The following is a 22,699-nucleotide window of genomic DNA, read 5'->3' as shown; positions in this document are numbered from 1 at the left end:
ACCCATCCTAACCGCCTGGGTGGTGGTAGTGTCGGCGCCCGCGTATGACCACCGATAACCCCTCCGACAATTCCCCCACTTCATCCCCCACCGACGCCTCCGTGGAGACGGTGCGCAAGGTGTACGCGAAGGACCTGCGCGAGAAGGATTCCGTCAACACTGTCTTCCGCGTCACCAAGAAGGAGCGCGTCACCGCCCGCAGCGGCAAGGTGTTCCTCTCCGTGGTGCTCGTCGACAAGAGCGGAGAGATCGACGCTCGCGTCTTCGACAAGGTCGAGCCCCTCGAGTCCACCTTCTCCACCGGCGATTTCGTGCTCGTGCGCGGCAACGTCATCGCCTTCCACGGCAAGTCCCAGGTGGTCATCGAGGCCCTCGAGAAGCTGGACCCCGAGCCGTTGGATCCCAAGGAGTTCGAGCCCCCAGCGGCCCCGCCTGCCCGCGAGGAGCAGCCCGCCCCCAAGGCCGCCGCCCCCGCCCCCACCCCCGCCCGCGAGGCTCGGGAAGAGCGCCGGGAGGAGCAGGCCGCGCCCAAGCCTGGCGGCGAGGGCCACGGTGGAGCCCGCGCCGTGGGGCAGATTCGCGAGCTCATTACCGAGCGCGTGAACGACCCGAACGTGAAGGCGCTGCTGCTGGCCTTCCTGGATGACGCGCAGATCGCCGCGGGCCTGCCGCACGCGCCGGCCGCCAAGGGCGTCCACCACGCCTACCGCGGCGGACTGGCCGACCATCTGCTGTCGGTGATGCGGCTCACCCTCCGGGTGGCGGACCACTACCCCATGGCGGACCGCGACCTGCTGCTCGCTGGCGCCTTCCTCCACGACGTGATGAAGGTCGCGGAGATCTCCGCGGACAAGGGCTTCGAGTACACCGACGAGGGCAAGCTGGTGGGCCACCTCGTCATGACGGCGCAGAAGATCCGCGAGAAGACGCTCGCCATCCCGAACTTCCCGCCGCTGCTGGAGCAGCACCTCACCCACCTCGTCCTCGCGCACCACGGGCGGCTGGAGTACGGCTCGCCCAAGCTGCCGATGACGATCGAGGCACACATCGTCCACGCGCTGGACTCGCTGGACTCGCGCATCGCCTCCTGGGTGGAGGCCATGCAGCGCGACCCCAATGAGCGCTGGACGGAGAACCTCAAGCTCTACGACCGCCAGCTCTGGAAGGGCCCTGTGCCCACGTCCCGGGGCCGGGCGCCGGTGGAGGGCGGCCGCAGGAAGGGCAAGGACAAGAAGCCCAAGGAGCAGCGGCCGGAGCGGGCGGCGGGTGCCCCCGCAGGCGAGGGGCAGCAGGCCCCGCGTTCCGAGAAGCCCGAGCGGCAGGAGAAGCAGCGCGAGCCCCGGCCGCCGCGGGAGCCGCGGGAGCCGCGGGAGAGACGGGAGCCGCGGGAGGGGCAGGAGCCTCGTGAGGCCCGCGAGCCTCGTGAGCCCAAGCCGCCGCGCGAGCGGGTGGATGTGCCCAAGGAGCTGACGTTCAAGCCCTTCAGCGTGCTGACGTCGGCGAAGACGGAGCCCGCCGGCAAGCCCGGTGGGGAGGGCTCGGACACGGAAGGCTGAGACATGGCGAAGAAACTGGGTGAGCGCCTCGTCGAGGCGGGGCTCGTCACCAGCGATTCCATCCAGAAGGCGCTGGAGCACCAGAAGATCACCGGCCACCGGCTGGGGGACTGTCTGGTGGAGATCGGCCTGCTCCAGGAGGCGGCGTTGCTGCGCTTCCTGGCGGCCGAGTTCCAGACGCGCTTCGTCTCCGCGGAGAAGCTGGCCAAGGCCCGCATTCCCACGGAGGTGCTGGACAAGGTACCGGTGCGGCTGGCGGAGGCGCAGAACGTGCTTCCGCTGGCGATCGACCCGGAGCGCCAGCTGCTGTCGGTGGTGGCGGCCGAGCCGCAGAACAAGAAGCTGCTGGACGAGATCGCCCTGGTGACGGGCATGACGGAGGTCTACGCGTACGTAGGCCTGCGCAGCACCATCGCCGCCGCCATCCGCAAGCACTACTACGGCGACACCACGGCCTTCGCCTCGCTGGAGGTGGTGACGGCGCAGATCCGCGCGGACGTGTCCAGCATGGCCAGCGCCTACGAGAGCACCGCGGGGGCGGCCCCCAAGCCCAGCCTCCATCTGCGCCTTGAGACGGACACCCGGCTGCGGCTGCAGCGCCCGGGCACGCAAGGGCGGAACAAGACGTCCAGCGGCGACACCTTCCCCGGCTCGCGCGGGACGGTGAGCGACAAGGACTACATCGAGACGCTGAACATCCTGGTGACGATGCAGGAGCGGGACCGCAAGCACCACCGGGGGCACTCGGCGCAGCTCGCGCGCCAGGCCACGGTCGTGGCGCGGCGCCTGGGAATGCTGCCCAGGGACGTGGCGGCGGTGGCCATCGCGGGCTACCTGCACGACCTGGGCAAACCGGCCGAGCGCCACTTCTGCCTGGCGAGCAACGCGGCGAACCCGGAGTGGATGGCCGAAGCCAAACGCTACTGCCGTGTGCCGACGAAGCTCTTCGAGTCGGTGAACCTGCCAGTGCAGGTGAACACCATGCTCGCGCAGCTCTACGAAGCCTATGACGGCTCGGGGACGCCGCAGGGAGCCAAGGGGGATGACATCACCCTGGGCGCGCGCATCCTTGCGACGGTGGACAGCTACCTGGAGCTGACGAAGAACCCAGCCAACGCGTACGGGAAGCTGCTGACCAAGGACCAGGCGCTGGAGCACCTGAGGGAGAACTCGGGCAAGCTGTACGATCCGCTGGTGGCAGACATCGTCATGCAGGTGCAGACCGGCGAGTTGCTGCGCCAGCGCATCGTCAACGACGGGCGGCAGATCCTCATCGTGGAGCCGGAAGAGGGCACGCGGACGGACCTGCTGGAGACCTCCCAGAAGCAGGGGCTGGTGGTGCACGCCCTTTCCTCGCTGGATGGGGCGTATGACGCGCTGGGGTATCAGGACTGCGACGTGCTCGTGGTGGGGCTGAAGTTCGGGCTGGAGGAACTGCTGGGGCTGCTGCAGGCGGTGCGCTCGTCGCCGGAGCACGCGGGCCTGCCGGTGGTGGTGCTCGGAGACCCCGACGCGGGCACGCGCGAGCGGCTGATGATGGGTGGAGCCACAGCGGTACTGCCCCCCGCACAGCCGGACGAGGCGGCGAAGACGATCCGCTCCCTGTACGACGACCGCATCCAGCACAACGGCCCGGCCCGGCCGGTACGCGGAAGCCTGGACGAGCTACCGGCGGCCCAGCTGCTCAAGCTGCTGGGAGCGGGCAAGAAGTCGGGGCGGCTCTACCTGAAGCAGAACGCGCACGAGGGCTACCTGCACCTGGAGCAGGGGAAGCTCGTCTACGCCACCGTGGCAACCCAGAACGGCGAGCAGGCCCTGCAGACGCTGATGGGCTTCCAGCAGGCGGACTTCCGCTACGACCCGGACTCGCTGCTGCTGGATATGCCGCAGATGGACAAGGACCTGGAGGTGCTCGCCCAGCAGGTCGCGACGCGCAGACCGACCACGTCCATGCCCACCGTGTAGAGCCCCCTCTCCCGCCTGGGAGCTAAGAGCGCCTAACAGAAGTAAGGGCTGGGCCCTTTTCCTGAGGAGAGGACTCCCTCAGACCGGACTTCTGCTAGGCGTTCCAAGCTGATGATTGGTTTTATATCGAAGATATTCATCGTGCCAGAAGAGAAAGGACTTCACCGTATGACCAAGAAAACAGACCTTGAGCAACTTACAGCTCACTTTGGGATGCGTATTATCTCCCGAAGAGGGAAACATCGTTCGCCAGGTGGTGACTATGTCTATGGCGCAAGTGGTGCTTTGCACCGCCTTGACGATGAATCTCTCATCCAAAGCGCACATTGTTATGGCGATGATGCACAGGAGGCCGACGATAACGTACGAGCTCAATTACTGGCTTTTGCGGAAGCCGAAGAACTCAAACTTAGAGCACCTGACAAAAATAAGGACTGAGCACTCCTCCCGGAGGCAGCTTGGATGAGCACCCACTGCTTGCTTGTCGGGCAGGTCCGCTTGCGAAATAGGCCCATACCTACGGCAGGATATTGAGTCCATTCGGGAAACCGTTGTAAGACCGCCTAACAAAAGTAAGGACTGGAGTGATCTCCCGAGGGGACGGCTCCCTCAAACCTTACTTTTGTTAGGCGCTCTAAGTTCGAGTTTCGTAGTTTCTGGCGATGCAGCGAGTCCAACAAGCTCCAGCGCGCCGCGGCGAATAGCTGGTATTAGGCTGAATGGTGCTTGGGGCCACCAGCCCCTACCGCCACCAGCACCCCGGTGAGGGTGGCCGTCTGGCGAACAGCCACCCCTTCGCCACCGTCGCCAACAAGTTGAGCGTCGGCGCCGTCATGCCGACGCCCAGTTGCAGGACGAGTTGCAAGAACAAGTCTTGAAGCATCATGGCGAGCCTCCCGTCAGGCGGAAGTAGTGTCTGAACCCGTCAGCCCACCACCTCTCCCATCAGCTTCTCCTGCAGGACATCTAATGTCCTGCCGGTGCTTGCTCCAGCTTCGCTCCCCTGCGCCGTCTTCAGGCGAGTTGGAAGGCACCAAAGGGAGCGCGGGCTACTCAGTCCACCAAGTCATCTGCCGTTCGCTCTTCCAGAGGTCACCCGAAAGTGCGAAACTCGAACTGAGGTATGGATGTCATTTTCGCCTATTATCTGGAGAGACAAGAACCGCAGATATAACAGGCGTTGCTTTTCCCTTGCCTGGCTTATCGGGGCGAATTTCGAGCTTTGCGCCTGGAGAAAGTGCTTTCCAACTGTTGTCATCTCCAGAGTAGTCGTCCCTTCTAATAAAGTAATCAACCCCATTCGGCCCTTTAGCAAACAGATAGCTCGATGCCAATCTAGGTGACTGCGGATCAATTTTTGGCTTCGAGGAAATGACCACGGTCACCTTCGGCGAGGACACACCCTTCGGCGAGGACACACTCTTCGGCGAGGACGCACCCTTCGGCGAGGACGCCCCCTTCGGCGAGGACACACCCTTCGACGCGGGCGCTGCCGTCGGCGAGGACACACCCTTCGACGCGGGCGCTACCGTCGGCGAGGACGCACCCTTCGACGCGGGCGCTGCCGTCGGCGAGGACACCCCCGTCGGCGCGGGCGCTACCGTCGGCGCGGGCGCTACCGTCGGCGCGGGCGCTACCGTCGGCGCGGGCGCTACCGTCGGCGCGGGCGCTACCGTCGGCGCGGGCAAGGGCGAGGATGTAGCCAGGATGGATGGTGAAGCCTTGGCGGGCTGGAGATTCTGGTCATTAGTCCAGACCTGGATTGCATTGAACCAGTCCTGCACTTCTTTGCTCTCGATTGAGAACTGGTCATGAATCTGGCATATTTCAGGAAGCCTTTGATTAACAAACCCTGAAAAGAGCTTTCGACTTTGCTCTGACGGACGGAAGTTCTTTGCACGAGCTGCGTATGCCAATTGCTCTATAAGCTTTACAGCCTCTCGCGCCGTTGGACCAGTCAGACCAAATTTCTGGAAAATCAGCTCAAATGTCTTTACGGACTCCGTCAGGCCTGCTTCAATTTCGTGACTGACCCCATACTTATGCTCAACAGATCTGCGCTTTGCTTGGGCATAGGCAAGGCCAGCCACAAGCGACAGAGCACCCATAGATTGCCAGCCGACGGTCTCTTGGGCGACCTTTTCTGTGTCTCCACTCCAGATTCTGTGTATCCAGTTGTTTTTTCGGACAAGCGCTGCGGAATCAGCGCCTACTTTATTCTCGTCGGCCCAGCCATTCCCTATCAACTCTTGGCTGAGCTTGATAGCCTCCCCAAGCTCATTGTCGAAAGCGAGCTCATAAGCAAGAGCAATGCGAGAGGCTGGATCATACGGGGCCGCATTTACAGCCTTTCGAAGCCAATCGATTCCACGGGGGCGATCTCCCAGCTTCAACAAAAAAAGACCAAGAAATCGGTAGAAACAGCTATGTTCGACTCCCGAGTCGATTTTCTGGCGCAACTCATCAACCAGATTCACTGTCTCAGTACGATCCGGAGTTTTCATCCGGAGGTGCCTTGAGGATCTGAATGCAAGAAGGCTATGTATAGAAGGGATGTCCGTTGGCACGTAGAACGGGCTAAGTGGGCTGATTCCTCGTTCGGTTTGAATACGCTGGTATTCCATCCCGAGAGTTGTTGCGCGACGACGGCGCTCCCCCACCCCCATTCTGAAATCCAAATCAAGTGGATCGAGCAGCATCAACTCACGTATTCCTGCGCTCAACTCATACTTTTCTTCCTCCTCCACGGGTACGCGAACAACCAAACTGGTGCGAAGCAGCTTCGCCAAGGCATTAGCAATATCGTCGACGGGCCTGTCTAGAGTCGCGGCCAAGTCATTGCGACTAAGTGCTCCCTCGCTAGCAAAAAGCGCTTCTAAAAGATAGCGATGGCTTTGCTCAAGCGAACTGGTTAGCACCTTATACGAAAACTGAACCAGATCTCTGCGTGTTCTACTTAGAACCTCATCCAGGGAGCCGCCAGCACAATATCCATCAATAGACAATTTTATAGCCAGTGGATTATACTCACAGCGTTCCACTAGCCGATTAATATCAGGCGGAACATCGACACTCTTCCACTTCAGGTATGCAAAGGCGAGCTGCTGAGCCCCCTCGCGACTGAGATGATTGAGCGTTAGCGTTGTAGCAGAGTCTACTGTTACTCTTGATGTCACAACGACTCGCCAAGCCGCAGGAAGGCTCTGGTAGAACTCTGCAAAACTTTCTGGGGAATCACGAAGTAGCGTTTCCAGATTGTCCAGCGCTATCAATATGCGCCGCGACTCAAATTGCTTAATTGCATCCTTCAATTCTGCACTGTCGTCTCCAAGAAGCTCCTGGGCTACTATTTTTGTGGCATCATGGATCGCGAAGTCATCAGCGATCTGCTTTTCTCCTTCAGAAGTAAGCACGTGTGTTTTTGCCGAAACCCACACAACCTGCTCGACCCAGTTAATGTCTGCTGGAGTTTCACAGATTTCACGCAGACAGTCGAGCAGAAGCGCAGTTTTTCCGACACCACCCGGCGCAACTATGGCGAGGAGATTGAGCTTTTGATTGCGGAGTATTTTGAGAAGATTCTCCCTGTCCTTCTTCCTTCCCACAAGTCCAGTAACCTCGTGTTCAAAAAGAGCAGGGATGTTGTTTGGCAGACGCCAAAGAATTGCTTTGAGCCATTCCTCTGGAGGCTCCTGAAACTGTCCTTTCATTGCAGAGACAAGGGCTGAATATGCAGAGGATAGCCGAAGACGTTGTATTACAGGATCAGCAACAATCGCCTTCAGCCGATACCAATAGTGAGGAGCAAAAGGCCTGTTGGGGTGAGCAATGGCATTGCGAATATCGTAGACTTCCAGTAGGTCGAACATTCTTTGAAGCCGAGCTACGGCATCATACTCACTTTCCCCCTTTGTGCATTCAAGTGCGATGTCGATTAGCTCTCCAAGGTAACTAGCTGGTATTGCTTGATCGATGCTTATTCCACCAGGGCTGCCTGCGCGTGCTCCCAGGTTCTTCAAGGTTTTTGTTGGTGCCGTTCCGCGAGTCTGAACCCATTCGCGGATAAACAATCCAAGCGACTGCTCAAGTGCGAATAGAACCATTGCGGCTTGCATTCGCATAATTCTTTGATCTGGAAATTCGCCAGGCTCAATCCAGCTTTTTTTGTCAGGGCTCATGTCTCTTTAGGCAGGAAATGTTTAAAACATTGACGACATGCTTGGTTCCGCAGAATTCACTATACTGAATTACTTCTGTTTGAGGCAGGGGTACAAGAGGGCCCTGCAGTGACAGAATTACCCATGTCACCACTCAGTACTTCCTTCGCTAGCAATGGTCCCGAGCGGGACTCCACTACACGAACGCCCCAGCCCAAATAGAAGCACCAAGTCTCGTCTGCGGGGCGTCGCCCTCGGAGTTCCGTCCCCGCCCAGCGGACCCAGATGTAGACGCACATAGCGCATCGCCTTTTCCTCACTTTTGGTTCGCATGCGTCCTTCCTCGATCGTCATGCTCGCTCCAAGGCATCATGTGCAAAGTGAGCGAGTGGGCGGCAGAGCTTCACTCTCGAAAGGATGAGCCAAGTCACATACTCTGGCACCACGGAGACGATGAATCACACCGTGAAGCCGAACAGCGCCGCCGCGTTGGCCGTGGTCACCTCAGCCACGCGCTCGAGCGACACACCCTTCAGCTCGGCGACCTTCTTCGCCGTCTCGACGACGTACGAGGGCTCGTTCTTCTTGCCGCGGTAGGGGATGGGCGCCAGGTACGGGCTGTCCGTCTCCACCATCAGCCGATCCAACGGCGCGAAGCGCACCGCGTCCTGGAGCGCCTCGGTCTTCTTGTAGGTGACGACCCCCGAGAGCGACAGCATGAACCCCAGGTCCAGGTAGCGCCGGGCCGCCTCGGTGTCACCGGTAAAGCAGTGGATGACGCCCCGGCTCATACCCTCCTCCTTCAGGATGGCCTCGCACTCGGGATGCGCATCCCCACCCTTCGTCGACTCGCGCACGTGCACCACGAGCGGCTTGCCCAGGCGCTTCGCCAGCGCGCACTGCCTCCGGAACACCTGCCGCTGCACGTCCCGGGCGGAGTGCTCGTAGTAGTAGTCGAGCCCGGCCTCACCCACGGCGTGGATCTCCGGACGGGCACACGTCCGCTCCAGGTGCTCGAGGTCCGCCTCGGTGGCTCGGGCCGCCTCGTGCGGATGGATGCCGAGCGTCGCCGTGAGGAACTGCGGGTGAGCGGCGGCGACCTCCAGCGCAATGCCCCAATCACCGGGGCCCTGGAACTGGCCGACGATGACGGCATGCACCAGCCCGGCGGCACGGGCGCGCTCCAGCGCGGCATTCACGTACGCGGAGTCGGCACGGTCGAAGTGACAGTGGGAATCTACGAGCCTCATGGCATCTCCTGGATGAGCTCGGAGAGCTCGGCACGGGCCTCCGCCGAGAACGCGGGCAACACCGCACGCACCCGGTCACGGCCCTCGGGAACGCCGAGCAGCCACAAGCCCTCGGCGGCATCGAGCCGGTAGTCCTCGTGGACTCCGGGCTCATCAAGCAGGGCGAGCAGCCACGGCAGGGCCTTCGGGTCCGCCAGGCGGCCCAGTCCCCGCGCCGCCGCTCCCCGGCAGTCGTCCTTCGGATCGGTGATGACCGCGTGCAGCCGCTCGAGCGCGCCCGGGGCCTTCACCTCGCCACACAGCTCCACGGCAAGGGCCCGATCCTGAGCCCAGCTCCACCGCCGCCGCTGCGTCCGCTTGAGGAGCCAGGCGGCCCCCTCGGCATCTCCCAGCTTCGCGAGCACTCCGGCTGCCTGGGTCCGATCGAAAGCCGGCAATATCCAGCGGTGGAACAGGCGCTGCACGGCGGGCAGTGCACGCGCATCCCCCAGCTCGGCAAGCGCCCCGAGCGCACGAAAGCGGAGCAGATCCTCCTCGAGCGCATCCACGAGGACCTCCAGTCCAGCGGGGTGCTTGAGGGCGGCCATGCCCCGGGCGGCCTCGAAGCGGACCTCGAAGACAGGGTCCTCGAGCGCCTGGGCCAGCAGCCCACGGCAGTCGGGCCGAGCGAGGTCAGCCAGGCGTCCGGCGGCCTCCAGGCGCACGAGGCTCTCCTCATCGGCGAGCTGCGTGGCGAGGAAGCCAGGAAGCTCCTCGGAGGAGAGCACCGCGGTGGCCATGCCCACGCCAGTGCGGCGCACGGCCACCTGCTTGTCGGCGAGCAGCCGCTGGAGCGCCGCGGAGAGCTCGGACGCACGCGAAGCATCCTCGGCGGCGAGGTGGAAGAGCAGCTCTGCCGCCTCCATTCGCAACCCGGGATGCTTCTCGCTCTCGAGGGCGAGAAGCGCCCGGTCCCGTTCGGCCCGCCAGTCCGTCACGCTCACTTCACCTCGGAGCCGGGAGGCATGTCACCCGGATCCAACAGGGACAGGTTCTTGCCGCCAGGACCAGCGGTGAGAATCATCCCGCGCGACTCAATGCCCCGCAGCATGCGCGGCTTGAGGTTGGCCACCACCACCACGTTGCGGCCCTGCACCTGCTCGGGCTGGAAGGCCTCGGCGATGCCGGAGCAGATGGTGCGCGGCTGCCCCTCTCCCAGGTCCACGGTGAGCTTCAGCAGCTTGTCCGCCTTGGGCACGCGCTCGGCGGCGAGCACCTTGCCCACCTTGAGCACCACCTTGCCGAAGTCGCCAATCTCGATCTCCCCCGGCGCGGCCTCGACCGCGGGCGCGGCGGGCTTGGCCTCGGCGGGCTTGGACTCGGCAGCCTTCTTCTCGGCCTTCTCACCCTTACCCTTCTTCTCCTCCTTGGCCGGCTCGACAGCAGCGGGCTGGCCGAGGATGGCGTTGACGCGCTCCTCCTCCAGACGCGGCAGGAGCGGCTCGGGGGTGCCCACGGGCCGGCTGCGGTCGAGCAGCGGGTAGCGCGCGGTGGCGAGCGCCTCGAAGGTGAGCGGCGGCGCGTTGAGCTGCACGAAGAGCTTCTCCGTCACGAGCGGAATCACCGGCGTGAGCAGCGCGCCCAGCAGGTAGGCCACCTCGGCGGCGTCGCTCAAGTCAGCGCGAGCGGCCTCGGGGTCGGTCTTCACCTTGGCCCAGGGCGCCGCGTTCTGGAGGAAGCCGTTAGCCGACTGGGAGATCTCCGTGATGATGCGGATGGCGTTGCGGTACTCGAGCTTCTCGAACGCCTCGCGCACCTCGGGGACCCGGGCGAGCGCGGCCTCCACCAGCGCCTTGCCGGGACCTTCCTTCGTGGCGGGAGCCAGCCGCTTCTCCAGCGCACCACCCGCCAGCATGGACAGGCTGCGGTTGGCCAGGTTGCCGATGTTGTTCACCAGCTCCCCGTTCACCCGGAGGCGGAAGTCCTTGAGGCTCAGGTCGAGGTCCTCGACCCCGGCGCCGAGCGTGGCCGCGTAGAAGTAGCGCAGGTAGCTCGGGTCCAGGTGGTCCAGGTAGGAGCGCACGGGGATGAGCGTGCCGCGGCTCTTGCTCATCTTCTCGCCGTTGACGGTGAGGTGGCCGTGCACCTTCACGCTCTCGGGCCGCTTGAGGCCGGCCTCCTTGAGGACGGCGGGCCAGAAGAGCGCGTGGAAGTAGACGATGTCCTTGCCGATGAAGTGGATGATGCGGGCGTCGCTGCCCTCGGCCCAGTAGTCCAGGGCGCTCTTCGCCTTGCCCGTCGTCTTCGCCCACTTCTCCGTGGTGGCGATGTACCCGATGGGGGCGTCCAGCCAGACGTAGAAGTACTTGTCCGTCTCGCCCGGAATAGAGAAGCCAAAGTAGGGACCGTCGCGGCTGATGTCCCAGTCCGCCAGGCCCTGCTCGAAGAAGCCCTGGAGCTGGGTGGCGAGGCCAGGGTGGATGAACCCGGGCTTGCGCAGCGTCTCCTGCAGGAAGTCCGCGTGAAGCGACAGCTTGAAGAACAGGTGCGAGGACTTGCGGCGCACTGGCGGCGTGCCGCACAGGGCGCACCGGGGCTCGATCAGGTCCGTAGGACTGTAGGCCTTGCCGCACTTCTCGCAGGCGTCGCCGTACTGGTCCGCGGCCTTGCAGTTGGGACAGGTGCCCTTGATGAAGCGGTCCGGCAGGAAGCGCTTGTCCACCTCGCAGTAGGCCTGCTCGATGTCGCGCTTCTCGATGTCGCCGCGATCCTTCAGCTGGCCGTAGATGTACTCGGCGTAGTGTTTGTTCTCGGGCGAGTTGGTCGAGTGGAAGTAGTCGACGCTGACGCCGAGGTCGCGGAAGTCCGCCTGGTGCGAGTCGTACCAGCGGGCGACGAACTCCTCGGGCTTGAGCCCCTGCTTCGAGGCGTTGATCTCGATGGGAGTGCCGTGAGTGTCGTCGGCGCAGAAGTAGACGACGTCCTTGCCGCAGGAGCGCAGAAAGCGAACGTAGATGTCGGTCTGGACGTACTCGACGGCATGGCCGATGTGGATGGGGCCGTTGGCATACGGCAGCGCGCTGGTGACGAGGATTCTCTCCGCCATGGGTTCTCCTGAGGGGGGGCGGACATTAGCCGCTCGAAGGGCTCCGGTCATGGGGAAGTAACGAAAGAACGCACCTGATGCACCGGGGCCCCGGAGCTGTTATCGACCCCACACGATGTGCACCATCGTCATCCTCCGCCACATCCACCCCGAGTGGCCGCTCGTACTGGCCGCGAACCGCGACGAGCTGTACGCCCGCCCGGCCGCTGGTCCTCAGGTCCTGTCCTCCTCTCCCCGGGTCGTCGGAGGGCGCGACCTGGAGCGGCAAGGGACGTGGATGGGAGTGACGGACGGCGGCTTTTTCGTAGGACTGACGAACCAACGGGGCGCCGCGAACCTGACGAGGGCCCCTCGCTCGCGGGGCGAGGTGGTCCTGCGTGCCCTGCAAACCGGGAGCGTGGAGGGAGTCGACCGCTACCTCACGGGGCTGGACGCCCGGGAGTACAACCCCTTCAACCTCCTCTATGGGGACGCCGGGGTGCTCCGGGTGGCGTACGCCCGCCCGGACTCCGAGCGGATACACGTGGAGGACGTCCCACCGGGCGTCCACGTACTTCCCAACGACGTGCTCAACACCCCGGCCATGCCCAAGGTGGCGAGGGCCCGGAAGCTGGCCGAGAAGGCCGCCCGGATGCCGTGGCCGGAGACCGTGCAGGCCCTCCAGCTGGCACTGGCGGACCACCTGCTGCCAGAGCACGCGCCGGAGCTGCTCCTCGAGGAGTTCAAGGAGGCCCTGCCGGAGTTGCGCGAGCGCCTCCGCCAGTACCAGGCACTGTGCATCCACACGCCGGGGTATGGGACGCGCTCGTCAGCCATCGTCGCGCTGGCCCCCGGCCGGGTGGCCCACTATCTCTCCTCAGACGCAGCCCCGTGCCAGGGGCCGTACCAGGACGTCACCCCGCTGATCTACCCGGAGTGACTGCCAGGGTCAGGCGCGGAACCTGACCAACGAGGTCTAGACAGCCCACGGGAAAAGTACCATCCTCGCCTCGACCTGAGAGGTAAGCCGATGGACTTGACGGTGATACAGGATCTGAAGCACGCAGGCCTTGAGCTGGACTGGCCGGAGCGGCTTCAGGTGCCCATCCAGTTCGGCGCGCATGGAAAGGCGCTCCCGCTGGGTGAGGAGGTGCCGGTGGCGGACGACTCGTGGACGACGGTGCAGGTGAAGCTCAAGCCCATCTCGCAGCTCTGGTCGGTCGCGGACAAGACGCCGTTCCTGCTGAGGGCCCCTCCGCACCACGAGGCCTTCCTGCACCTGCTGCAGTCGACGGCGGTCATCTACTGCACGGCCATGGACAAGCCCGAGACGGATGCCGAGTTCGAACGGCTCTACCGCATGCTGCGCCAGCGTCCGGATGGCCTGGACTGCCACCCGCTCTTCTCGTACCTGCAAGGGGCGGCGCGTCTGTACATGTCGCTGCGCAGCGTGAGCCGGGCCGAGTACGAGGCCCTGCTGCAACGGCTCGGCAAGCTGGCCCAGAGCTTCCGCTCACATGAGGACAGCATCAACTACCACGACAAGGTGCTCTACCCCGGCTTCGGCTCTTGAGTTCCGGCCATGCGAACCCCATCCCTCATCCGATGCGTACCCTTCCTGGTCCTCCTGGCGCCCGTGGCGCAGGCTCTGGAGCCCGATGCCAGAACCGAGATCAGGACCCTGTTCGTCTCGGACCACCCCGCCCAGGAGGCGAACAACATCTATGTCTCCGGTCAGGTGTCCACCGTCCTGCGCTTCGAGCAGGAGTGCGATCCAGCCAGGACGAAGCTCCTGGGATGGGAGGGCCGGTTCGAGCGCCCGCTCGTAGGAAGCAAGAAGGTGGTGCTGGAGCCCCTGCGTGACCTCGACGAGGACGAGCGGATTCCCCTGCTGGTGACGCTCGCGGACGGGACCGAGCTCGCCTTCCTCTTGAGGCCGCCGCGCCGTGAGACCTGGAGCTGGACGGACCATCAGGTGAACGTGTTCAAGGACCACGAGAGCTACAAAGCGGTGCTCTCGGCCCTCAACGATTCACGCAAGCGCGAGCTCAAGCTGAGCCAGGAGAACGAGCGCCTCAAGCAGGAAGAGAACTCGGTGGACCATGCTTTCGCCACGCTGCTCGTCAATGGGCAGGTGGAGAAGACGCCCTTTCGGAGAGAGCGGGTCGCGGTCCTGAAAGACGGAGAGACGGACATCACGATCGAGCTCTTCTCGGGGCCAGGGAAGGCAGCGACCGTGGTTCACCTGACCAACACGTACGACGCGCCATGGAGATTCAGGAATGCTCGGCTGACCGCCGACTTGACTTCTCACACCGCTCGCCCCTTCGCGCTCCGCATGGAGCGGCCCGAGCTCGTCCCGGGTCAGTCAGGAAGAATCGCGGTGGTGGCAGACGAGAGCGCGTTCATGACGAAGGAGGGCCTCGTCAATCTGGCCCTGGAGATCTTCCGCGAGGACGGGCTGATGGAGGTGCTTGTGAACCTGGATCACGCGCTGATTCGGAAGTAGAGGAGCCATTCATGTCCATGGCCCAAGCAATCTTGCCCGGCTTCGTCGTCTTGCTCTGTACGCTCTCCGGCTGCACGACGACCAGTGGCGGGGTGGCACTGCGCCCGGACGGAACTCCTGGCCCTCAGGAATGCTCGGAGGAGGCCAAGAAGGCGATGCGATATATGAGGCTGCGCGTCGGGGACGGCGCGTTGGTGGAGCTCGACGCGAACCAGATCAAGTCAAAGCCCATCACTCTTTACGATGGGCCGCTCGAGAGCATGCTGAAGAACGATCTTGGCATCCTCGAAACCACCACCCGTTTGTACGGGCAGGTCTGGACGGGCGGCCCACAGGTCGTCATCCGGTACTACGAGGCCCACCCACCGGACAGCGAGAAGGTGCCCATCTGCGCGGTGGCCCGTCTGAGCGAGAATCAGCTCCGGAAACGGCCCGACTCGCTGCCTGGGACCGCCATCCTCGACTTCTCCGTCGCGGGGGTCGACATCGTCGATGCGTTCCGCTAGGGCGCTCATCCGGCCCCGCGCCACCAGTGCCTCTAAGAAGGTGTGAGTTGGAGCGAACGCCCGGTCGAGCGGCCGGAACAGCACGCAGCTTCCGGTAGAGCACTACCCCTTTTCACTCGTAGTCGACTACGAGCAATGTATGCAAAGACATACACCGCTCGTAGTCGACTACGACCGATGTGCGGCCCCTTCCCTTGTTCGTAGTTGCCTGGGCATGCCGCGTCCGTTGTCAGGATTTTCCGCGGCATTTCGTCCTTGTTGGTAGCTGCCCGGCCGGAGATGCCGAACACGCACTGGTAAGTCGCCTGTAAAGCGATCGCGGTTCAAATCCGCCCATGACCTGGATTGGTCAGCCAACCAAAACGGCATCTCCACTCGGGCAGCGATTCTTCCCTCTTCCCACCGGCCGTCCGCATGACGCCGTGGGACGCGGGGCACTGCCCAGCTCACAGCCTACCCGCTGCATCCTCCCAGCCTCGGCCTACCCGATGGCTTGACGGGCACACCTGGGGTTCCGTGTGATTCCGGAACGACGGCTTCCCGTCTCGTCACTTCCGGAGGTGTGAATTCTCCGCGCAGGCCATGACGGCACTGCTCGCCGGTCTCTCCCTCTATCTCGTGGCGCTCATGGCACCGGAGCCCATTTCCAAGAGTCTCGCCCTGGCGATGACCCTCTTCCTCTGGGGCTACCTGGGCCATGAGCTCTGGGGATTGATCTCCGCCACGAAGCAGCTCTGGGACGAGGTGGAGGCAGTCAGCACGTTCCACGAGCTACTCGGCTCGAGCGAGCGGTACGCCCAGGTGCTCGGGCCCAACACGCTGCGCGTTCTCATCCTCCTGGCGACCTGGAAGGCGGGCGCCAAGGGCAAGGAGGCCATGACGGGGAGCGGACTGCCGGGTTTCCCCCAGGCGGTGCAGAACGCCGCCACCGCCGGAGGCTTCCGCCTGCCAGCAGCCGCGTCGGAAGCGACGTCGGTGTCCGTGGTCGAGGGCAGACTCGTTCTCACACTTCCTTCCGGCTCGGGTGCCCTCCTCGCCATGCAGAATCAGGGGGAGGTCGAGAAGGCCCCCATCCACCACATCGCTACCGTGGAGAATGAGAAGTCCACCCTTCGTGGCGGGCCTTGGACCCAAAGACTCAAGGAATTCTTCGACAAGGCCGGCATGTCGATGGAAGACCCGGCCAACAAGGTCCGCATTCCGGGCCACAAGGGGCCCCACCCGAGGGCGTACCATGAGCGAATCTATCAGCGGCTCGCGGAGGCGACGGAGGAATGCCAAACCACGGCCCAGTGCCGGGAGGCACTCACGCGGGAATTGGGGAAGCTGGCGGGGGAAAGGCTCCGGACTCAACAAGCTGGTAACCGGGGCTCCGTGAAGCGAGGAAAACGGCATGGCGCAGAGATACTTCGAGCTGATTGATGACATGAGCAGCCCGGAGCGCTGGTTGCTGAGAGACCCTCTTGATGAGCAGGGGAAGGAAGTGCGCACGCGGCAGTTCATGAGCGGTGAGCCCACTCGCTATGACAGCCGCCTTCGAGTCCCTGTCTACCACCCCGGCACTTCGCTCGATTTCACGCGCGTCGACACGGGGGCCATTCCCGTGGTCACCGAAAAGGTGGTGCGCGTCCTGACCGAACTGGCACCGGGCGACGTCCAGCTCTTCCCCGTGGAGGTGGAGTCGCGGCCAGAGCCCTACTTCCTGGTCAATGTCACCCGCCTCATAAAGTGCATTGACGACGCGGCGTGTGAGGAAGTGCTGTACTGGCAACCGGAGGATGGGCGACCCGACAAGGTCGGGCAGTATCGGGATGTGTACGGCATGCGCATCGACCCCTCCAAAGTCGCTGATGCCAGGGTTTTCCGTCCCTGGGGATGGAGAGTGGCCCTCATTGTCGCCAACGACGTGAAGGAGGCTCTTGAGCGCACCGGCGCCACGGGACTCGACTTCAGAGAAGTCACAGGCCCCAGACGCCAGACGGCTGACCAGCAACCGCAAGTTGCATCACACGAAGACTGGCTGAGACAGGTGGACACCGCGCGCGAAGCGGTCTGGCGGAGCCTTGGCCAGTTGGAGGAAGACGCCATCGTGCCGATTGTCCCCGGGGGTCCGGAATGGCCGGGCCAGCGGCAGGCATGGCGCGTCATTCACCGGACGGAGCGACGACTCCTGCTGGTAACGGACGGCCTCTCCGATCCCCCCCCTGGACATGAGGTGCCTTCCGTCGGCATCGGCCTGGAGCTCGCCATCGAGACGGACGAGCCCGTCAAGGACGTCCAGGGAAGCTGGGCCCTTCTGGTTCTCCACCGTGTAGCGAACGAGGTCGTGGAACATGAGCGAGTGAGGAAGGCCGCTCTGACGGGCCTCTTGAGCATGGAGGTGTCGGGAAAGGGAATGCCCAGGTCCCTCGTCACCAAGGAGGGCCGGGTGGGCGTGCTCCTGGGGCTGGAATCAAACACCCTGCCGCAGCATCTCGACCTCCCGGCAGGACGGGTACGGCTCGTCACGGTCAAGACGCTGCTGCCCACCGAACTGGCCTACCTCGTACAGCATGGCAAGCAGGGCCGGGACGAGCTGGTGCGGCGCTTCGTGGAGGGTGGCGAGGAGCACCTATCTCGCGCCAAACGGCGCGCGGTGGTGTAGCCCCACGCCGATGGTTGGGACCCCACGGAACGTAGGCATGGCATCCGGGCTCGCGACGCGGTAGAGCGCGCGCCGCGACCATGCTGCGCGAACGAATCCAGACCGTCCTGAAGCAGATTGCCGCCGACCCCACGCTCGAGGCTCGCTGGCTGAACACGCTGTCCCTGCTGGAGTTTGTCGGGGCGCGGAAGATCAGCCGCACGGTGGCCGATCGTCATCCGACGCTGGAGGTGCTCGGACACCTCGCGGACGAGACACGCCACGCCCTGGCCTTCAAGCGGCTGGCGTGTGAGGTGGCCGGAGGCGAAGTCTCCGTGTACCTCTGTCCCCAGGAAGCCGCGACGTACTTCCAGACGCTCGACCGCGAGCTGGCCTCCTGGGCCACGCAGGCCCTGGGCCACGAGGACGTCAAGCTCAACTACCTGCTGACCACCACGCTCATCGAGCAGCGGGCCATGATCATGTACCCGCTCTACAAGGCCGCGACCCGCGTGGCGTCGGTGCGCCTGGAGCTCGGCAAGGTCGTCACCGAGGAGCAGTCGCACCGGATCGACATCGAGGAGACGTGCAAGCTGCGGCTGGCGCAGGCCGGCGTGTCGGACCTGTCCGCGCCGAAGGCCCTCGAGGAGCGGCTCTTCGGCGCGTTCCTGTCAGCCCTGGAGCGCGAGGTCTCGACGAACCACGCTGCAGCCCTCCCCCACCCCATGCCCGAGCGGCTGCACCGCGTCTAGGGCGCGCTGCAGGTCCGCCCAGAGGTCCTCGGGGTTCTCCAGGCCCACGCTGACCCGGAGCATCCCCGCGGAGATGCCGCTGGCCTCGCGGTGCTTCTCGTCCACCACGCGGTGCGTGAGACTCGCCGGGTGCTGGATGAGCGAGTCCACCGAGCCGAGGCTCACCGCCGGGGTGAGCAGTTCCACTCGCTCCATCACCTGGGCCGCCGCCTTCGCGCCGCCCGCCACCTCGAAGGACAAGAGGCACCCGGGCCCGCGCATCTGCCGCCCGATAAGACCCTCGGGGTCACACCCGGCAAGCCCCGGGTACCACGTGCGGGACACGGCGGGATGCGAGGCCAGCCGCTGGGCGAGGAACATGGCGCCGCGCTGCGACTCGCGGACGCGGACGGGCAACGTCGCAAGGCCCCGGTGCAGCATGTAGCCCGCCTCGGGGTGGAGCACGCCGCCGGTGGCGATGCGCACCTGGCGCAGCCGCGCCGCCCAGGCCGCGCTCGTGGCCACCACGCCGCCCATCACATCACCGTGCCCACCGAGGAACTTGGTCGCGCTGTGCAGCACCAGCGAGGCCCCGTGCGCGAGCGGGTTCTGCAGCACGGGCGTGGCGAAGGTGGAGTCCACCAGCACCGGCACCTCGCCGGCCTGGGCCACCACCTGGGCAATGTCGATGAGCGCCAGCGTGGGGTTGGCCGGGGTCTCGACGACAACGAGCACCGTGTCCGGACGCAGGGCCTTGCGCACATGATGCGGATGCGTCCAGGTGACCTCCAGCCCCAGCAGGCCGCTGTCCAGCAGGTGATCCGTGCCGCCGTAGACGGGACGGCAGGCCACCACGTGCTTGCCACCCTGGCGCGCCGCGAGCAGCACCGCCGTCAGCGCGGCCATGCCCGAGGCGAAGGCCACCGACTCCTCGGCCCCCTCCAGCGCGGCCAGCGCCTTCTCGAAGCGCACCACGGTGGGGTTGTGCAGCCGGGCGTAGATGGGGTTGTCGCGCAGAGGACCGCCCTGGGCGAGCGCGTCGAAGCACTCGCCAATGCCCCCCATACTGCCCACGGGATAGGTGGTGGAGAGATCAATCGGCGGCGCATGGACGCCGAGGTTGGCCAGATCCTCCCGGCCCGAGTGGACCGCACGCGTTTCGAAACCGAGCTTGCTCATCCGAATTTCCTCCCGTGAGAAAGGCAGATGAGAGAATAGGGTTCCGCAGGGCGGAGAGACATCGAATTGGCTGCGGAGCTCGCCGGCAAAACTGGGGTGGGACCGAATTGGCTTCGGCCAGTTCCCCTCACTGCCGCAATGGCAGCGGCATGCCGAACGAAATACGTTCGCATCCATGGATGAGACCTCGAACCTGGACTCCATCGACTTCGCCATCCTGGAGGCCCTGCAGAAGAATGCGCGGCTCTCGAACAAGGAGCTGGCCGCCGAGGTGGGGCTCGCGCAGTCGAGCTGCCTGGCACGGGTGACGCGGCTGCGCGAGACCGGCGTGCTCAAGTCCTTCCACGCCGAGGTGGATGCGCGAGCGGTGGGCATCGGGCTGCAGGCGATGATTGCCGTGCGACTGAGGCAGCACTCGCGGGAGATGGTGGAGGAGTTTCGCCGCCACGCGCTCTCGCTGCCGCAGGTGCTGGCCGTCTACCACGTGGCCGGAGCCAACGACTTCCTGGTGCACGTGGCGGTGCGGGACGCGGACCACCTGCGAGACCTCGGCATGGACGCCTTCACCACCCGGCCCGAGGTGGCCCACCTGGAGACGTCGCTCATCTTCGAGTACGTCCGCAGCCCCGGGCTCCCGCTCTACGGGCCCATGGGGGCCATCCAGCGCCCGGCCCCCAGCGCCGAGCCCGTCAAGCGCTCCCGCAAACGGTCCAGAGCAGCCGCTCGATGACGAGCTTGCTGCTCGCGGAGGACTTGAGCGCCAGATCCGCGTCGGCACAGGCCACCAGAGCATCGAGCAGCTCACGCCGCTTGTAGCGCGCCGCCCCCTGCATCGCGAGGAACGCCGCGTACGGGTGCGGGGCCTTGCCCTTCGCCGCCTTGGCCTCCTCCTCGACCCTTGGAAACACCCGCGACTTGAAGTCCGGATACGAGCGCGGCAGCGAACCTCCCGCGTACTTCTCCAGCCGCTCGTGGTTCTCCAGCATGCCGCGCGTGATGGAGGCCACCGCGCCCAGGAGCTGCAGCCCATGCACGCCCTGCCCCATCGCGTCCATCGTGTAGTCCAGCGCCGCCTTGAAGTTGCGGTTCTGCAGCGCCTCGGACAGCTCGAAGAACTCCTCCTCGCGCGTGTGCGCCACCAGCAGCGCCACGTCCGAGGCCTCGATCGTCGGTCCCTGCGCGTACACCGCCAGCTTCTCCAGCTCCGACTGCAAGAGCCGCACGTTGCCGCCGATGCGCTCCTTGAGCTGCTCCGCCGCTCCCTTCCCCAGCTTCTTCTTGAAGGGCCGCAGGAACTCCTCGGCGAGCGGCTCCAGCTCGAAGTCCTTGTGGCGCGCCGCCACCTTGCGCTCGACCACCCGCCCCTTGTCCGCCGCCAGCTTCACCAGCGGATTCTTCGCATCCACCTCCGAGGCCGCCATCACCAGCGCGTGTCCCGGGGGTACGCCCTTCTGGAACAGCTCCACCAGCGCGCTCGCGTCACCCTCGGGCGCGGTGATGCGCTCCTCGCGGCAGAACGTGGCCACCTCCTTGAGGAAGGTCAGGTCCGCCTCGGCGAGGTCGACGTTCAGCTCGTCCTTCCACTGCTCCACCGACGGCGCACCCGAGGCCCCTGGGTCGAGCTGCTCCACGCCCCACCCCGCCCGAGCCGCCAGCGCCAGCAGCCGCCGCGCGCCCTCCTTGCGCTTGCCCGCCTTCCACGCCTCGCGAGCCTTGCCCAGCGCGTCCCCACGGCCCTTCTTCGGCGCGAGGAACTCCGGGTCGCGCACCAGCACCACCTTGCGCCCCGGGAAGAGCGGCATCGTGGCCAGTTCCTGCGCCACCTCGCGCGGCGAGCCCGCGTCCAGCACCGCGAAGTTCAGCCCCGCCGACGCGTCCGGCAGCAGCACCTTCACCAGGTCATCCGCGCCCCGGCGTACCAGGTACTCCTCGCCCCATAGCAGGTAGAGCGGAGCCACCTTGCCGGCCTTCGCCTCGTCCAGCACGTCTTCGATGTCCGCCGCGCTCATCGCCCCTCCAGCAGCTCGATGAGCATCCGCTCGAGCTGCAACCTCGGCGCCGCATTGCGCTCCACGATGGTCGTCTTCGTCTTCTCCAGCAGCGCGTGCCGGCGGTGCAGCACCGCCTCATGCGTGCGCGCCGCCACCTCCTGCGCGAGCTGAATCAGGTCCTGGTTGGCCAGGCGCTCCATGCCTGCCTTCGCCAGCGACACGTCCCGCGTCCACATGGAGAGGATGGAGAGCGCCTGCTCGGCCAGCTCGCGCGAGGCGCCGAACGTCTCGGCCCAGCGCAGCATGGCGCCCACCTCGCCAGGCTTCAGGGCCTCGAAGCCGCTGATGATGTCCTTGCGCGCCGCGAGCGCGTCCAGGTCCAGCGCCAGGGCCCGCCCCAGACTGCCACCCGCCATCACCGCCGCGAGCTCCGCCGTCTGCGGATCCAACTTGCGCTCCTTCTGGAGGCGCTCGGCGACGAAACCCACGGGCAGCGGGCCGAAATACACCTTGCTGCAGCGGCTACGGATGGTGGGCAACATCTTGTCCGGGGCCGAGGCCAACAGGATGAGCGTGGTGTCCGCGGGCGGCTCCTCGAGCGTCTTGAGGAAGGCGTTCTGCGCCTGCGGGTTCATCATGTGCGCATCCACCACGATGGCCACCTTGCGCTTGGACTCGAGCCCGCGCAGGGTGATGCGCTCCAGCAGCCCGCGGATCTGCTCCACGCGGATTTCGCGGCTGGGCGTACCCTGGATGTCCGAGCGTCCCGCGAGCCCACGCTCCACGCGCTGGGCATCGGGCATGAGCCAGGAGACATCCGGGTGGGAGCCCTTCGCGAGGCGGGTGCAGCTCGAACAGGAGCCACACCCTTCATTGGGCTTCTCCGGACACGTGAGGGCCTGAGCGAGCCCCACGGCGGCGAGTTCCTTGCCGACCCCCTCGGGGCCGGCGAAGAGATAGGCGTGATGAACGGAGCCGCCGCGCAGAGCCGCGAGGAGCGCGTCGATGGCGCGAGGCTGTCCGACGACCGAGGCCAACGTCATGGCGCGTGTATCCCCGCTCGGAGCGCCCTCGTCAACCACTCATGGGGTAGCCTTCCCCTCTCCCGCCGGGAGAAGGTCGGGGTGAGGGTATCGAACCCCATGGGTTGACCCCGTGTATGCCCCCT

At 65.1% G+C, this 22,699-nt stretch carries 18 protein-coding genes and 1 pseudogene; 11 read left to right on the top strand and 8 right to left on the bottom strand.

The annotated features are described in order from the left end of the window. Positions 1-44: 44 nt before the first annotated feature. The 3 genes from OV287_RS20245 to OV287_RS20235 all read left to right on the top strand — a co-directional run bounded on the left by OV287_RS20245 (position 45) and on the right by OV287_RS20235 (position 3,959). On the top strand, positions 45-1,556 hold the full coding sequence (locus OV287_RS20245; protein ID WP_267535678.1) for a 3'-5' exoribonuclease YhaM family protein: 1,512 nt from the start codon (positions 45-47) through the stop codon (positions 1,554-1,556). A 3-nt stretch (positions 1,557-1,559) separates the two neighbouring features. Next, positions 1,560-3,521 (top strand): HD domain-containing phosphohydrolase, encoded by a 1,962-nt coding sequence (locus OV287_RS20240; RefSeq protein ID WP_267535677.1) that lies wholly within the window; start codon positions 1,560-1,562, stop codon positions 3,519-3,521. Positions 3,522-3,689: 168 nt separating this feature from the next. Beyond that, complete coding sequence (locus tag OV287_RS20235) at positions 3,690-3,959, top strand: hypothetical protein (RefSeq protein ID WP_267535676.1); 270 nt, start codon at positions 3,690-3,692, stop codon at positions 3,957-3,959. A 304-nt stretch (positions 3,960-4,263) separates the two neighbouring features. Here the strand turns inward: OV287_RS20235 and OV287_RS20230 are convergent, their stop codons facing one another. From OV287_RS20230 to metG, 5 genes are all read right to left on the bottom strand, one after another. Then, positions 4,264-4,407 (bottom strand): hypothetical protein, encoded by a 144-nt coding sequence (locus OV287_RS20230; RefSeq protein WP_267535675.1) that lies wholly within the window; start codon positions 4,405-4,407, stop codon positions 4,264-4,266. 244 nt (positions 4,408-4,651) lie between these two features. Further along, the gene (locus OV287_RS20225) at positions 4,652-7,699 is read right to left on the bottom strand and encodes an ATP-binding protein (protein ID WP_267535674.1); all 3,048 of its coding nucleotides are present in this window, start codon (positions 7,697-7,699) and stop codon (positions 4,652-4,654) included. A gap of 437 nt (positions 7,700-8,136) precedes the next feature. Continuing rightward, complete coding sequence (locus OV287_RS20220) at positions 8,137-8,928, bottom strand: TatD family hydrolase (RefSeq protein WP_267535673.1); 792 nt, start codon at positions 8,926-8,928, stop codon at positions 8,137-8,139. After that, positions 8,925-9,905 carry a HEAT repeat domain-containing protein gene (locus OV287_RS20215; RefSeq protein WP_267535672.1) on the bottom strand — a complete coding sequence of 327 codons (981 nt, stop codon included), beginning with the start codon at positions 9,903-9,905 and terminating at the stop codon, positions 8,925-8,927. The genes OV287_RS20220 and OV287_RS20215 overlap by 4 nt, the downstream gene beginning before the upstream one ends. Before the next feature lie 2 nt (positions 9,906-9,907). Continuing rightward, positions 9,908-12,013 (bottom strand): methionine--tRNA ligase, encoded by a 2,106-nt coding sequence (gene metG, locus OV287_RS20210; RefSeq protein ID WP_267535671.1) that lies wholly within the window; start codon positions 12,011-12,013, stop codon positions 9,908-9,910. 115 nt (positions 12,014-12,128) lie between these two features. On the opposite strand from metG, the gene OV287_RS20205 reads away from it, so the two are divergent. From OV287_RS20205 to OV287_RS20175, 7 genes and pseudogenes are all read left to right on the top strand, one after another. Then, complete coding sequence (locus OV287_RS20205; RefSeq protein WP_267535670.1) at positions 12,129-12,932, top strand: NRDE family protein; 804 nt, start codon at positions 12,129-12,131, stop codon at positions 12,930-12,932. 90 nt (positions 12,933-13,022) lie between these two features. Continuing rightward, positions 13,023-13,565, top strand: a complete 543-nt coding sequence (locus OV287_RS20200) for a hypothetical protein (protein WP_267535669.1) — start codon at positions 13,023-13,025, stop codon at positions 13,563-13,565. Positions 13,566-13,574: 9 nt separating this feature from the next. Continuing rightward, positions 13,575-14,501, top strand: a complete 927-nt coding sequence (locus OV287_RS20195) for a DUF2381 family protein (protein ID WP_267535668.1) — start codon at positions 13,575-13,577, stop codon at positions 14,499-14,501. An 11-nt stretch (positions 14,502-14,512) separates the two neighbouring features. Then, complete coding sequence (locus tag OV287_RS20190; protein WP_267535667.1) at positions 14,513-15,007, top strand: serine/threonine protein kinase; 495 nt, start codon at positions 14,513-14,515, stop codon at positions 15,005-15,007. A 564-nt stretch (positions 15,008-15,571) separates the two neighbouring features. After that, positions 15,572-16,429: pseudogene (locus tag OV287_RS20185) on the top strand (AHH domain-containing protein); the annotation flags it as partial. Then, positions 16,401-17,651: an imm11 family protein gene (locus OV287_RS20180; protein ID WP_267535665.1), complete on the top strand. Its 1,251-nt coding sequence runs from the start codon at positions 16,401-16,403 to the stop codon at positions 17,649-17,651. The pseudogene OV287_RS20185 and the gene OV287_RS20180, both read left to right, overlap by 29 nt. Before the next feature lie 80 nt (positions 17,652-17,731). Further along, positions 17,732-18,382, top strand: a complete 651-nt coding sequence (locus OV287_RS20175) for a hypothetical protein (protein WP_267535664.1) — start codon at positions 17,732-17,734, stop codon at positions 18,380-18,382. Here the strand turns inward: OV287_RS20175 and OV287_RS20170 are convergent. Continuing rightward, entirely contained in the window at positions 18,302-19,540 is a 1,239-nt protein-coding gene (locus OV287_RS20170) for a trans-sulfuration enzyme family protein (RefSeq protein WP_267535663.1), read from the bottom strand. The two genes, OV287_RS20175 and OV287_RS20170, sit on opposite strands and share 81 nt — an antisense overlap. 175 nt (positions 19,541-19,715) lie before the next feature. Here OV287_RS20170 and OV287_RS20165 point away from each other — a divergent pair, with 175 nt between their 5' ends. Continuing rightward, positions 19,716-20,270, top strand: coding sequence for an Lrp/AsnC family transcriptional regulator (locus OV287_RS20165; RefSeq protein ID WP_267535662.1), 555 nt, complete (start codon positions 19,716-19,718; stop codon positions 20,268-20,270). Here the strand turns inward: OV287_RS20165 and holA are convergent. Together holA and holB are read right to left on the bottom strand one after the other, a co-directional pair. Beyond that, entirely contained in the window at positions 20,230-21,549 is a 1,320-nt protein-coding gene (gene holA / locus OV287_RS20160) for a DNA polymerase III subunit delta (protein ID WP_267535661.1), read from the bottom strand. The genes OV287_RS20165 and holA overlap by 41 nt on opposite strands. Further along, complete coding sequence (gene holB, locus OV287_RS20155; protein WP_267535660.1) at positions 21,546-22,574, bottom strand: DNA polymerase III subunit delta'; 1,029 nt, start codon at positions 22,572-22,574, stop codon at positions 21,546-21,548. Before holB ends, holA begins: the two co-directional genes overlap by 4 nt. Between the last annotated feature and the right edge of the window lie 125 nt (positions 22,575-22,699).

Origin of the sequence: Archangium lansingense, from assembly GCF_026626635.1 — a bacterium.
Taxonomy (GTDB): domain Bacteria; phylum Myxococcota; class Myxococcia; order Myxococcales; family Myxococcaceae; genus Archangium; species Archangium lansingense.
Note: the sequence above shows the minus strand (reverse complement) of the source record. Positions and strands in the feature narration are given on the sequence as shown.